This is a genomic window from Pseudomonas sp. CK-NBRI-02 (assembly GCF_008124495.1).
In the GTDB taxonomy this organism is placed as follows: Bacteria; Pseudomonadota; Gammaproteobacteria; order Pseudomonadales; family Pseudomonadaceae; genus Aquipseudomonas; species Aquipseudomonas guariconensis.
Genome location: NZ_VSJH01000012.1, coordinates 81,134 through 94,109 on the forward strand (window position 1 = coordinate 81,134; position 12,976 = coordinate 94,109).

Below are 12,976 nucleotides of genomic sequence, written 5' to 3' on the forward strand. Positions count from 1 at the left end.
AATGCGCCAATGGCATCACCTGCTGGGCCTGACCCTGCTGATCTGCGCCCTGCCAGGCTGCAGCACCGGTGCGGGGGCTGCCGCGCAGGCACAGCCTGCGGCCAGGACGATTCCCGCACAGCCGGCGCGTCAGGATGGCAACATCGCGCTGCTGGCGAACAAACTGCGCGGCGCCAATCGAGCGGGCGTCTCCATCGTCCAGTTCGGTGACTCGCATACCGCCGCCGACCTGTTCAGCGGCGAGCTGCGTCGGTTGTTGCAGCAGCGCTATGGCGATGGGGGTATCGGCTTGATACCGGCATCGTCCGTGCCGGGAATCCGCAACGACCGGGTGATCGTCGCCAGTGCGCGGCAACAGTGGGAGTTGGTGTCGGCGCGCAATCAGCAGAGCAGCCAGTTTCCCCTGGGTGGATACTTGTCGCGGCCGGTGCTGGCAAACGCCAGCGTGACGCTTCAGGCCCGCGACCCCGATACGCAGCGCTACCGAATCTCGGCGTTGTACCAGGCAGCAGGCAACAGCACGCTGGTGGCCAATGGCAACCAGCGGCGCATGCTGCCGGCCAGCAATGGGCAGTGGCGCTTCAGTCCGGCGTTCACCAATCTGAGCTTGCCGGTGCGGCTCGGCGTGGAAGACAGTCAAGGTGTGATACTGGGTGGCTGGTACATCCAGGGCCAGAAGAACGCCGGCGTGACCTATTCGTCCCTGGGCATCAACGGTGCTCGGCTGGAGGTGGTGAACAAGTGGCAACCCGGTTGGCAGGAGAGCCTCAAGACCCTGCGACCGGACTTGGTGATCCTCGCCTACGGCACCAACGAAGCCTTCGATGACACCCTCGACCTGAGTCTCTACCAATCGCAGTTGGACGCGGCCCTCAGCGGACTGCGCCAGGCGCTGCCGCGTGCGGCGATCCTGTTGATAGGCCCGCCCGACTCGATCAAGCATCGCAAGGCTCGCACCTGTACGGCCCGCCAGCCGCAGCCGTTGGCGTCGGTGATTCGCATCCAGCGCCAGGCCGCGCAGAAGCACAAGGCGCTGTTCTGGGACTGGCAGGCATACATGGGTGGGCCGTGCTCGATCGCGGCCTGGCAAGCGAGTGGGCTGGCGCGTCCGGATCTGGTGCACCTGACCGCCGAGGGGTATCGCAAAAGCGCGGCGGGGCTGTATCAATTCTTGAAAGGGCCGCTGCAGTTGCGCTGACAGCGGCAGCATTGTGAGCGCCGAAGACGGCCCGCTCCCGCAAAAACCACGATGCTCTCGAGAGCGCCTAGGATCTAGTGGGAGCGGGTTCACTGCGCAGGAGTCGCCGCGCAGCAAGCATGTTGCGCTGACTCAGGCCGGCACGGCTTCGCGCTCGGCCATCGCCTCGCGATAGCGCGCCAACTCCTCGATGGTCAGCACCGGCAGGTTGTACTGGCGGGCATAGATCGCCACCTGCTCGCCCCGGGCCATGCTGCCGTCGGGGTTCATCAGTTCGCACAGCACCGCCGCCGGGCGCAGGCCGGCCAGGCGTGCCAGGTCCACTGAGCCTTCAGTGTGGCCACGACGGGTCAGGACGCCGCCATTGCGCGCACGCAGCGGGAACACATGCCCGGGGCTGACGATGTGGCGCTGCTCGGCAGTGGAGCGCAGCGCGGCTTCGATGGTGGTGATGCGGTCCTGGGCGGACACGCCGGTGCTGACGCCCTCAGCCGCTTCGATGCTGACGGTGAAGCCGGTGCCATGGCGCGCCTGGTTGTTCTGCACCATCGGCGCCAATTGCAGGGCGTCGACCGTGGCTTCGTCCAGGCACAGGCAGACGATGCCGCTGCAGTCGCGGATCATCATGGCCATGGTCTGCAGCGAGATGTTCTCGGCGGCGGCGATGATGTCCGCTTCGTCCTCGCGGTCGTCATCGTCGAGCAGCAGCACAGGACGCCCGGCCTGGAAGGCGGCGATGGCAGCGGTGACATTGGGGAATTGGGGATGATGCGTGGTGGACATGAAACGCTCCTCGTAAATGATCGATGAACGTCTCGGGGCGAACAAAATGCGCGCGCAGGAGCACCGGATGGCCCCCGCCTGACGCCTTCTTTCATCCGGACTATGACCGTCGGCCCTGGAATCTCACCAGGTCTGCTGACCCCCGGCATGGCCGGGGCGCTCGCGGGCTTATCTTTCGATTTACCGCCGGTGGGGACTTTCACCCCGCCCTGAAGACCGGGCAAGCATACCCCACTGTGCCACCCCGCTGGCAAGCCGGCGGTGTACGACCTTCGGCGGTATCATGGCCACCAAGGCTTTTGTGAGGCAGTACATCATGGACATTCTCGACGTCGCCGGCGGCAAGCCGGTCAAGCTGTGGACCGAAGGCGTGCCGGTGGAGGACGACGCCCGCAAACAACTGATGAATACCGCGCGCATGCCGTTCATCTTCAAGCACCTTGCGGTGATGCCGGACGTGCACTTGGGCAAGGGCTCGACCATCGGTAGCGTCATCCCTACCGTCGGGGCGATCATCCCGGCTGCGGTGGGGGTGGACATCGGTTGCGGCATGATCGCCGCGCGCACCTCGCTGCACGCCCGTGACTTGCCGGATAACCTGCACGGCCTGCGCAGCGCCATCGAAAAAGCCGTGCCCCATGGCAAGACCTTCGGGCGGCGTGACCAGGGCTCCTGGGACGCGGTGCCTAACCATGTCGACCAGGCTTGGCGCGGGCTGGCCGCGCGTTTCAAGGCGATCACAGACAAGTACCCGCGCTTGGAGAAAACCAACAATCGCCATCACCTGGGCACCCTGGGTGGCGGCAACCATTTCATCGAGGTTTGCCTGGATGAGGCCGACCGCGTGTGGTTCATGCTGCACAGTGGCTCGCGCGGTGTCGGCAACGCCATCGGCAACCTGTTCATCGAACTGGCCCAGGCCGACATGCGCCAGCACTTGGCGAACCTGCCCGACAAGGACCTTGCCTACTTCGAAGAAGGCAGCCGGCATTTTGCAGACTACGTGGAGGCGGTGGAGTGGGCCCAGGACTTCGCACGGCACAACCGCGAGCTGATGATGCAGGCGGTGATTGCCACCACGCGCAAGGTCTTGGGCAAGCCTTTCGAAGCGAATCTCGAGGCGGTCAATTGCCACCACAACTACGTGCAGCGTGAGCAGCACTTCGGCCGTGAGGTATTGGTCACCCGCAAAGGCGCGGTGTCAGCGCAAAAAGGCCAGTTGGGTATCATTCCCGGATCCATGGGCGCCAAGAGCTTCATCGTGCGTGGGCTGGGCAACGAAGAGTCGTTCTGCTCCTGCAGCCATGGCGCAGGTCGGGTGATGAGCCGCACCAAGGCCAAGAGCCAATTCACTGTCGAGGACCAGCGGCGGGCCACGGCGCACGTGGAGTGCCGCAAGGACAAGGACGTGATCGATGAGATCCCGATGGCCTACAAGGACATCGATGCGGTGATGCACGCCCAGCGAGAGCTTGTGGAAGTGCTTCACACCTTGCGTCAGGTGGTGTGTGTCAAAGGCTAAGCCTTGTAGGGCGCGGGTTCGGATGATGATTGCGCCGAGCCCTTGATTGGGTGCGGAGAATCCTCCACCGGCGAAAAAGTAGGATCTCGAGCACCCCTCGTTCTCTGTTCGGAGAGAAGCTTTTAGGACCCTTCCCAAACCACTGAACACCTACCTACGGCCCGATTACCTGTTGGTTTAATCCCGCCCCTACTGGATATCGGATGATCAGAAGGGGCACAGGGATGTCGCATGTTTTTTCGGCCTGGGTGCTCGTTGCCGTTGGCTGCACGAGCTTGATCATTGCCGCAGCGCCCATGGTCACGCAGGGGATAGGAGCATTTGTGGACAATTAAAAAGCCGGCTTGTGGCCGGCTTCTCGGGGACGGTCTTGGCTAATTTTTGGTAAGCCGCAACCGCCTTAACGGGATGGCCATGAAGGCCTGAAAAGAGATGGCGGACGGCTGTGTGAGGCGTCGCCAGGCCCTCTGGATCGCGGCTTGCGCCGGCCGGGGCTGAATGTGCGGCGTAGCATACTAGGGCTGGCGCGGGTTGCCCAGCAAAAAGTGGCGCCGGGGTGTTTCAGCAAGGGCGGCGCAGGCTGAAACATGACCAGTGGAATACCCAACCGAGGATCTGCATGCCCTGGGCCTGGCGCTGGCGGGGGGTGTAACGCTCTGTGGGCTCATGACCGTGCAGGTACAGGTTGTCCAGTCGATCGCGGCTCAGGCGATGAACCCTCAAGCGGCCATTGTGCATCAACACGTAGGTCTCGCCGTCCACGACCCATGTCAGGCTCCGGTCGATGACCAGGGTGGCGTCGGTGGGGATGATCGAAGCGATGCCGGTCATGGGCATCGGGATGCAGGCGGCATCTTCTGGGGCAACGCCCAGCATCTGCAGCATTTGTTCGGAAAACGACAGGTATTTGCCTTCGTCGGGCTGGAGCGTTCCATTGCGCAGCAGATGGATCGGGAGTCGGATGTAGGTCCCTTCTTGATTGGCTGGTTGCGCCATGTTGAGGTGCGAGGGGTATGGGTTCGCGAGTGGATTGACGTGCTTGGGCCCTTCGCCCGTGCGCAGCCAGCGCCGATGTACGCAGAACAGTTCGGCGATATCGTCCAGCCGGGCCAAGGGCACGCCGCGCCTGAACCAGTTGTTGACGTGCTGGGGTGTGACACCGCGGAGGATGGCAAAGTCGGAAGGGGTCAGGTGGCACTCCTGGAGGAGGACTCTGAGACGGTCACCGGAAGTATTCATGGAGGCCGAGTCTAGCGAGTCGGTGCGGGGGCGGGAATGAACCGGGAGTTGATGAGTTTTGTAGGAAATAAATGCAATTGTCGGTGCTTTGCGTAGGGCGAAGTAGGCCGTTTCGCGTGAAGGTGCCGTGCATTTCAACCAGGCAAAAAAAACCCTGCCGAAGCAGGGTTTTTCTTCAATCCGGTCTTAGCCCTTGTAGGCGGCAACCGACTTGGTGATCTCGGCACGGGCGGCATCAGCGCCTTCCCAGCCCTTGACCTTGACCCACTTGCCTTTCTCCAGATCTTTGTAGTTCTCGAAGAAGTGCTTGATCTGTTCCAGCAGCAGGGCTGGCAGGTCGGTGTATTCCTTCACGTCGACGTACAGCTGGCTCAGCTTGTCGTGCGGAACGGCCAGGACCTTGGCATCGCCACCGCTCTCGTCGTCCATGTGCAGGACGCCGACCGGACGGGCGCGGATGACCGAACCTGGAGCGACCGGGTACGGGGTCACGACCAGCACGTCCAGCGGATCACCGTCGTCGGCCAGGGTATTCGGGATGTAGCCGTAGTTGGCTGGGTAGAACATCGGGGTGGCCATGAAACGGTCGACGAACAGGGTGTCGCTGTCCTTGTCGATCTCGTACTTGATCGGCGCGTGGTTAGCCGGGATCTCGATGGCGACGTAGATGTCGTTCGGCAGGTCTTTGCCCGCCGGAATCTTGCTGTAGCTCATTGGGCAGTGCCCCCGTGTTTGACCAAAAAGTGGCGGCGATTATAGGCACATTCCTACCGGGCATGCCACGCCCCGCCGGATGTGCGGCCCCGTCAGGCCTGGGTTTCGCGGTACAGAGGGTGCTCGGCCTGCAACCGGTCCAGGCGTGCGAGCGGGTCCTGGCGATAGAACAGCGCCAGTTGCTGGTACACCTGTGGATAAACCTGGTGCAGCAGGTCGGGCGCACTGAAGAAGTACTCGCTGGTGACGGCGAAGAATTCCGCCGGGTTTTCGGCGGCGTACGGGTCGATGGCGGTCTCGGCGTCGGGATTGGCGTCCAATTGCCGGTTCATGTCGTCATAGGCCTGCTGCATGGCGCTGGCCCAGTCTTCCACGCGCATGCCCTTGTGCAGCGGCGGCAGGCCATTGGCATCGCCATTGAGCATGTCGAGCTTGTGGGCCAGTTCGTGGATCACCAGGTTGTAGCCTTCCCAGCCGCCACTGGCCAGCACCCCGGGCCAGGCCAGGATCACGGGGCCCTGTTGCCAGGCTTCACCACTGTGCTCGGCGTCCCAAGTGTGTTCGACACCGCTGGCGTCGCGGTGGCGCTGGGGGCTCACGAAGTCGTCGGGGTAGAGGATGATTTCGTGGAAGCCCTGGTACCAGTTCAGCTCGCCTAGATGCAGCAGCGGCAGTTGGGCCTGGGCGGCGAGGAACAGACGCTGTTCGTCGTCCAACTGCACCCCGGGCAAGGCGGTCAGATGCTTGTCGTGCAGAAACAGCACACAGGCTTCACGCAGGGTGCGGTCTTCTTCGTCACTGATGCCGTCGAGCATGGGCAGGCGCTCGCGAATCACCTGCCACAGCTGCGGATCGACGGGGTATCGAGCCAGGGTACGTCGGCGACGCCAGGCGCGCAGCGACCACATGACCGGTCAGTGGGCCTTCGCCGTGCGGCCCAGGCGGCCACGCAGCAGACCCAGGATCATCGGCACCAGCGACAGGATAATGATGCCGACGACCATCAGCGACAGGTGCTGCTTGATGAACGGGACGTTGCCGAAGAAGTAGCCCAGGGTCACCAGGCCGCCGACCCACAGCAGCGAACCTGTGATGCTGAAGGCCAAAAAACGCGGGTAGAGCATGTGTGCGATGCCAGCGACGAATGGCGCGAAAGTCCGCAGGATCGGCAGGAAGCGCGCCATGGTCACGGTCTTGCCGCCATGGCGCTCGTAGAAGTCATGGGTACGCTGCAGGTAGTCGCGGCGGAAGATTTTCGAGTTGGGATTGCGGAACAGTCGCTCGCCCGTGGTTCGGCCGATGACGTAGTTGGTGCTGTCGCCCAGGATCGCCGCCGCCATCAGCAGGCCGGCCAGCAGTACCGGATCCATGCCACCGCCTGCAGCGACGGCGCCAGCGATGAACAGCAAGGAGTCGCCCGGCAGGAAGGGCATCACCACCAGGCCGGTTTCGCAGAAGATAACCGCGAAGAGAATCGCGTAGATCCAGGGGCCGTAGTTGGTGACCAGCAGATCGAGGTAAGCATCGAGATGCAGGATAAGGTCCAGCGGGTTGAATTCCATGTACAACACCTGTGTTCTTGACCCGCAGCTACGGGCGCACGATGACGGACTGTGCCAAGGGCGTAGGCTTTTTTACCTGCGGATGGGTAAATTTTCACACATGACAGGAAGGGCATTATACGGCGATGGCAGGAATGTGCCCGGGGAGTTTGTAGCGGCGGGTTTCGAGGGGCGTTGCTCAGGGAATCCAAGCGATTCATCCCCCTGTGGGAGCGAATAAACCCGCTCCCACAGGATAAGGCGGTGCTCAGTCCTGAGTGATCGGCAAAATGTAGTTTTCGAACTCGGTGTCCTTGCGAAAACCGATCGATTCGTAGGTCTTGCGTGCCACGTCATTGTCGCTGCTGGTAGAGACCCGCATGCGCACAGCGTTGGTGTCCTTGGCCATCTTCTTGGCTTCACGCATCAGATGATCGGCCACCAGCATGCGCCGGGAATCTTCGGCCACGTAGATGTCGTTGAGGATCCACACGCGCTTGAGCGACAGGGAGGAAAAGCTCGGGTACAGCTGGCAGAAGCCAAGCAGGCGACCCTCTTCGTCATCCGGTAGGGCCAGGTAGATCACCGATTCGCCCCGCTTGAGGCGTTTTTCCAGAAAACTGCGTGAGCTGTCCGGGTAGGGCAACTGCCCATAGAACTCGCGGTACTTCACGAACAATGGGGTCAGCAGGTCGAGGTGTTCCAGGGTTGCCTTGATGATGCGCATGTGCGGCCCTCAGTGTCCATTTGGGGATACGGCGGATTGCCAGCAGCTTCAATCGCATGCTGCCCAAAGCAGGTTAGAAGCGCAATCCGCCTTCCATTACATGTTTTTTACCGCTCTCCCAGCAGGAAGTTTCCGTTTTTGCCTGAAGCCGCCTCGCTCTCGATGCTGTGCACCTCGGCTTCGTCCTTGAGGTTCACCCCGGAGAGCTGGCGCCGGCAGGCCTCGCGCATCAAGTACAGCAGACGGTGGGCCGCCATGCCGTAGCTCAGGCCCTCCAGGCGGACGTTGGAGATGCAGTTGCGGTAGGCATCGGTAAGGCCGACCTTGGGCGCATAGGTGAAGTACAGACCCAGACTGTCGGGCGAGCTCAGGCCCGGGCGTTCGCCAATCAGCATGACCGTCATGCGCGCGCCGAGCAGTTCACCGACTTCATCGGCCACTGCCACACGACCCTGTTCCACCAGCACGACGGGTGCACAGCGCCAGCCGTCGGCTGCGGCCTGCTCTTCGAAGCGGGCCAGGAAGGGCAGGGTATGGCGATGCACGGCCAGGGCCGACAGACCATCGGCGACCACGATCGCAAGATCGACGCCGCCCGGGTTGGTCTGGGCGTGTTCACGCAGGCGCTGGACGGAATCCTCGTCCAGGCGCCGGCCCAAGTCGGGCCGCTGCAGGTACTGGTGGCGGTCGCTGGCCGCGCTGTGCACCAGCAGGGTTTCGCGCCCACGGGCATTGAGTTGCTCGCGCAGGCCAGCGTGGTCGAAGGGCAGGTGCACGGCGTCGCGGGCCTGGGCGTGGGCGAACTGGAAGTCCAGCTGCGCGCCGGTCGGTAGGCTGGTGCCGGTGCGGCCGAGGGCGATGCGTGCCGGGGTCAGGTTGCGCAGAGCCAGCCAGGGATTTTCGGGAGTGGGTGTCTGTCGGTCCATGGTCATCCCTATGCAAGCTGTGCCAGTGCCTGGCGGAAGGCTGGCGGCAGTTGGTCACCGAAGCGTACCCGGCCATCGGCCTGGGTGAAGATCCCGGTGCGTTTCAGCCAGGCCTCGAACTCAGGCCCAGGTTTTAGGCCCAAGGTCTGGCGCGCATAGAGCGCGTCATGGAAGGAGGTGGTCTGGTAATTGAGCATGATGTCGTCGGAGCCGGGGATGCCCATGATGAAGTTGATCCCGGCCACGCCCAGCAAGGTCAGCAGCGTATCCATGTCGTCCTGGTCGGCTTCGGCATGGTTGGTGTAGCAGATGTCGCAGCCCATGGGCACGCCCAAGAGCTTGCCGCAGAAATGATCTTCCAGGCCGGCGCGGATGATCTGCTTGCCGTTGTACAGGTACTCCGGGCCGATGAAACCGACCACGGTGTTGACCAGGAACGGGTTGAAGTGACGCGCCACGGCGTAGGCGCGGGTTTCGCAGGTTTGCTGGTCCACGCCATGGTGGGCGTTGGCCGATAGCGCGCTGCCTTGGCCTGTCTCGAAGTACATCAGGTTCTGCCCGACGGTACCGCGCTTGAGCGACAGGCCTGCCTCGTAGCCTTCCTTGAGTACGTTGAGGTTGATGCCGAAACCGGCGTTGGCAGCCTCGGTGCCGGCGATGGATTGAAACACCAGGTCCAGCGGCACGCCACGGTTGATCGCTTCGATCGACGTGGTGACGTGGGTCAGTACGCAGGATTGGGTCGGAATCTGATAGCGCTGAATGATGGCATCGAGCATTTCCAACAGGGTGCAGATCGAGGCGATGCTGTCGGTGGCCGGGTTGATGCCGATCATGGCATCGCCGTTGCCATACAGCAGGCCGTCGAGAATGCTCGCCGCGATACCGGCCGGTTCGTCGGTAGGGTGGTTGGGTTGCAGGCGGGTCGAAAGACGTCCGCGCAGGCCCATGGTGCCGCGAAACTTCGTTACCACGCGGATCTTCTGCGCGACCAGCACCAAGTCCTGGACACGCATGATCTTCGACACCGCCGCGGCCATTTCCGGAGTCAGGCCGGGGGCGAGGGCCCGCAGGCTCTGTTCGTCGGCAGCCTCGCTAAGCAGCCAGTCGCGAAACCCGCCGACGGTCAGGTGGCTGACCGGGGCGAAGGCTTGCTTGTCATGGGTGTCGATGATCAGCCGGGTGACTTCGTCCGCCTCGTAAGGGATCAACGCCTCGTTGAGAAAGTGCGTCAGCGGGATGTCGGCCAAGGCCATCTGCGCGGCGACACGCTCGCCATCGTTGCTGGCCGCGACGCCTGCCAGGTAGTCGCCCGAGCGGGCCGGGCTGGCCTTGGCTAAGACGTCCTTGAGACTGTCGAAGCGGTAGATCTGGTTGCCTACCGTGTGTACGAAACTTGCCATACAGAATCTCCAGAGCGCCGCGGGTCGGCCCGCGGCGTAAGTCGGCGATCAGTGCAGGGCCTCTTCGGCCTTCTGGATCGCAGCGAATTCTTCTTCCGGCGTCCCCGCCACGAGGTGGTGACGGCTGTAGAAAGCAAAGTAGGCAATTAATACCCCATAGATCACGGCAGCGCCAATCACCACGCGTGGGTCCACCAGGAAACCGGCGACCACGGCCACGCAGGCCAGCACCAGGGCCAAGCCCGAGGTGAAGACTCCGCCTGGGGTGCGGTAAGGACGCTCCATCTTAGGGCGGCGGATGCGCAAGGTGATGTGCGCGGCCATCATCAGCACGTAGGAGAGCGTGGCGCCGAACACGGCTACCAGGATCAGCAGGTCGCCCTGGCCGGTCAACGAAAGACCAAAGCCGATGATGCCGGGGATCACCAGCGCCAGTACCGGCGCCTTGCTCTTGTTGGTTTCCGAGAGCTTGCGCGGCAGGTAACCGGCGCGCGACAAGGCGAAGATCTGCCGCGAATAGGCGTAGATGATCGAGAAGAAGCTGGCGATCAGGCCGGCCAGGCCGACCAGGTTGACGAAGCTGCCCATCCAGGTGGAACCACCATAGGCCTTGGCCAATGCCTCGACCAGTGGGTTGCCGGAAGCCTTCAAGGCTTCGGAACCGGCGCCGCCGGGGCCGATCACCAAGATCAGCAGGGCGAAGGCGACCAGCACCAGCATGGCGCCGATCAGGCCGCGTGGCAGGTCACGGCGAGGGTTCTTGGTTTCTTCGGCTGCCAGGGGAACGCCTTCGACCGCGAGGAAGAACCAGATGGCGTAGGGGATCGCCGCCCAGATGCCGACGTAGCCAAAGGGCAGGAAGCTGCTGGCACCGGCCGCGTCGGTCTGGGCGATGTCGAACAGGTTGGATGCCTCGAAATGGGGCACCATGGCCACCAGGAAGACCGCCAGGGCGATCGCGGCGACGGCGGTGATGATGAACATCAGCTTGAGCGCTTCACCGACACCGAAGATATGGATACCGATGAAGATGATGTAGAAGGCCAGGTAGACCATCCAGCCGCCGATGCCGAACAGTGACTGGCAATAGGCGCCGATGAAGGTAGCGATGGCCGCGGGCGCGATCGCGTATTCGATCAGGATCGCCGTGCCCGTCAGGAACCCGCCCCAAGGCCCGAAGGCACTGCGCGCGAAACCGTAGCCGCCACCGGCGGTGGGGATCATCGAGGACAGCTCGGCCAGGGAAAAGCACATGCACAGGTACATGGTGGCCATCAACAAGGTGGCGAGGAACATGCCACCCCAGCCGCCTTGGGCCAGGCCGAAGTTCCAGCCGGCATAGTCACCGGAGATGACATACGCCACGCCCAGGCCGACCAGCAGGACCCAGCCGGCGGCGCCTTTTTTAAGTTGTCGGTGCTGGAAATAATCCGCGTCGACTTTCTCGAAGTCGACCGAAGAGCTCGCCGGCGCGCTGCCGGAGTGATCGCTTGGCATAGTGTTCACCTGTTGTTTTTCTTGGTGGCCAGAAGCGTTCCGGCCCTTGGTGATTGGTCTGGCAAGAAGCGAGCCAGAGCGGTGGTGCACGCCATCGCCCTGGTTGTTGGGCCGTACGGGTAAACCCAGCCCCACAGCACAAGCACTGCAGAAGCAGGTTCACCCGCGAAAAAGGCAACGCGATTTAGAAGAAGCCCAGCGGATTGATGTCGTAGCTCACCAGCAGGTTCTTGGTCTGCTGGTAGTGGTCGAGCATCATCTTGTGGGTTTCACGGCCGACACCGGACTTCTTGTAGCCCCCGAACGCAGCGTGAGCCGGGTACAGGTGGTAGCAGTTGGTCCATACGCGACCGGCCTTGATGCCGCGGCCCATGCGGTAGGCGCGGTTGATGTCGCGGGTCCATACGCCGGCGCCGAGGCCGAACTCGGTGTCGTTGGCGATCGCCAGGGCTTCGGCTTCGTCCTTGAAGGTGGTGACGCTGACCACCGGGCCGAAGATCTCTTCCTGGAACACGCGCATCTGGTTGTTGCCCTTGAGCAGGGTCGGCTGGATGTAATAGCCGGTGGCCAGGCTGCCTTCGAGTTTCTCCACCTTGCCGCCGGTCAGCAGCTCGGCGCCTTCCTTCTGGGCGATGTCCAGGTACGAGAGGATCTTCTCGAACTGCTGCTGGGAGGCCTGGGCGCCGACCATGGTGTCGGTGTCCAGCGGGTCGCCGCGCTTGATCTGCAGGACCTTTTTCATCACCACTTCCATGAACTGCGGGTAGATCGACTCCTGCACCAGGGCGCGCGATGGGCAGGTGCACACCTCGCCCTGGTTGAAGAACGCCAGCACCATGCCTTCGGCGGCCTTGTCGATGAAGGCAGGCTCGGCCTGCATGATGTCCTCGAAATAGACGTTCGGCGACTTGCCGCCCAGCTCCACGGTGGACGGGATGATGTTCTCGGCGGCGCATTTCATGATGTGCGAGCCGACCGGGGTGGAGCCGGTGAAGGCGATCTTGGCGATGCGCTTGCTGGTGGCCAGGGCTTCACCGGCCTCGCGGCCGAAGCCTTGCACCACGTTGAGCACGCCCTTGGGCAGCAGGTCGCCGATCAGTTCCATCAGCACGGCAATGCCCAGCGGGGTCTGCTCGGCGGGCTTGAGCACCACGCAGTTACCGGCGGCCAGCGCCGGCGCGAGCTTCCAGGCGGCCATCAGCAGCGGGAAGTTCCACGGGATGATCTGCCCGACCACGCCCAGCGGCTCGTGGATGTGATAGGCCACGGTGTTTTCGTTGATTTCGGCGGCGCCGCCTTCCTGGGCGCGGATGCAGCCGGCGAAGTAGCGGAAGTGATCGACCGCCAGCGGGATGTCGGCGTTGAGGGTTTCGCGGATCGGCTTGCCGTTGTCCCAGGTTTCGGTGATGGCCAGGATCTCCAGGTT

Annotated in this window: 12 protein-coding genes and 1 riboswitch; of the genes, 2 read left to right on the forward strand and 10 right to left on the reverse strand. The window is 63.1% G+C overall.

Features of this window, described 5'->3' with window-relative positions; translation table 11 throughout:
• Position 1: 1 nt before the first annotated feature.
• On the forward strand, positions 2-1,198 hold the full coding sequence (locus DQ397_RS10935; protein ID WP_043210192.1) for an SGNH/GDSL hydrolase family protein: 1,197 nt from the start codon (positions 2-4) through the stop codon (positions 1,196-1,198).
• A gap of 132 nt (positions 1,199-1,330) precedes the next feature.
• Here the strand turns inward: DQ397_RS10935 and ribB are convergent, their stop codons facing one another.
• The gene (ribB, locus tag DQ397_RS10940; RefSeq protein WP_043210189.1) at positions 1,331-1,981 is read right to left on the reverse strand and encodes a 3,4-dihydroxy-2-butanone-4-phosphate synthase; all 651 of its coding nucleotides are present in this window, start codon (positions 1,979-1,981) and stop codon (positions 1,331-1,333) included.
• Positions 1,982-2,060: 79 nt separating this feature from the next.
• Positions 2,061-2,202: riboswitch (FMN riboswitch) on the reverse strand.
• Between the two features lie 95 nt (positions 2,203-2,297).
• Between ribB and DQ397_RS10945 the strand changes: the two genes are divergently transcribed.
• Positions 2,298-3,503 (forward strand): RtcB family protein, encoded by a 1,206-nt coding sequence (locus DQ397_RS10945; RefSeq protein WP_043210321.1) that lies wholly within the window; start codon positions 2,298-2,300, stop codon positions 3,501-3,503.
• A gap of 561 nt (positions 3,504-4,064) precedes the next feature.
• Here DQ397_RS10945 and DQ397_RS10950 read toward each other — a convergent pair.
• From DQ397_RS10950 to DQ397_RS10990, 9 genes are all read right to left on the reverse strand, one after another.
• Complete coding sequence (locus DQ397_RS10950; RefSeq protein WP_043210187.1) at positions 4,065-4,742, reverse strand: XRE family transcriptional regulator; 678 nt, start codon at positions 4,740-4,742, stop codon at positions 4,065-4,067.
• 186 nt (positions 4,743-4,928) lie between these two features.
• Positions 4,929-5,456 carry an inorganic diphosphatase gene (ppa, locus tag DQ397_RS10955; protein ID WP_043210184.1) on the reverse strand — a complete coding sequence of 176 codons (528 nt, stop codon included), beginning with the start codon at positions 5,454-5,456 and terminating at the stop codon, positions 4,929-4,931.
• Between the two features lie 92 nt (positions 5,457-5,548).
• Entirely contained in the window at positions 5,549-6,364 is an 816-nt protein-coding gene (locus tag DQ397_RS10960; RefSeq protein ID WP_043210182.1) for a zinc-dependent peptidase, read from the reverse strand.
• Between the two features lie 6 nt (positions 6,365-6,370).
• On the reverse strand, positions 6,371-7,018 hold the full coding sequence (locus DQ397_RS10965; protein ID WP_043210180.1) for a DedA family protein: 648 nt from the start codon (positions 7,016-7,018) through the stop codon (positions 6,371-6,373).
• Between the two features lie 247 nt (positions 7,019-7,265).
• Positions 7,266-7,724, reverse strand: a complete 459-nt coding sequence (locus tag DQ397_RS10970) for a GNAT family N-acetyltransferase (RefSeq protein ID WP_043210178.1) — start codon at positions 7,722-7,724, stop codon at positions 7,266-7,268.
• A 107-nt stretch (positions 7,725-7,831) separates the two neighbouring features.
• Positions 7,832-8,650: an ethanolamine ammonia-lyase subunit EutC gene (eutC, locus tag DQ397_RS10975; RefSeq protein WP_043210319.1), complete on the reverse strand. Its 819-nt coding sequence runs from the start codon at positions 8,648-8,650 to the stop codon at positions 7,832-7,834.
• 8 nt (positions 8,651-8,658) lie between these two features.
• Positions 8,659-10,053 (reverse strand): ethanolamine ammonia-lyase subunit EutB, encoded by a 1,395-nt coding sequence (locus DQ397_RS10980; protein ID WP_043210176.1) that lies wholly within the window; start codon positions 10,051-10,053, stop codon positions 8,659-8,661.
• Between the two features lie 48 nt (positions 10,054-10,101).
• Positions 10,102-11,550, reverse strand: a complete 1,449-nt coding sequence (gene eat, locus DQ397_RS10985) for an ethanolamine permease (RefSeq protein WP_043210173.1) — start codon at positions 11,548-11,550, stop codon at positions 10,102-10,104.
• A 184-nt stretch (positions 11,551-11,734) separates the two neighbouring features.
• The coding region (locus DQ397_RS10990; protein ID WP_043215945.1) for an aldehyde dehydrogenase family protein at positions 11,735-12,976 on the reverse strand (1,242 nt) is incomplete at its 5' end.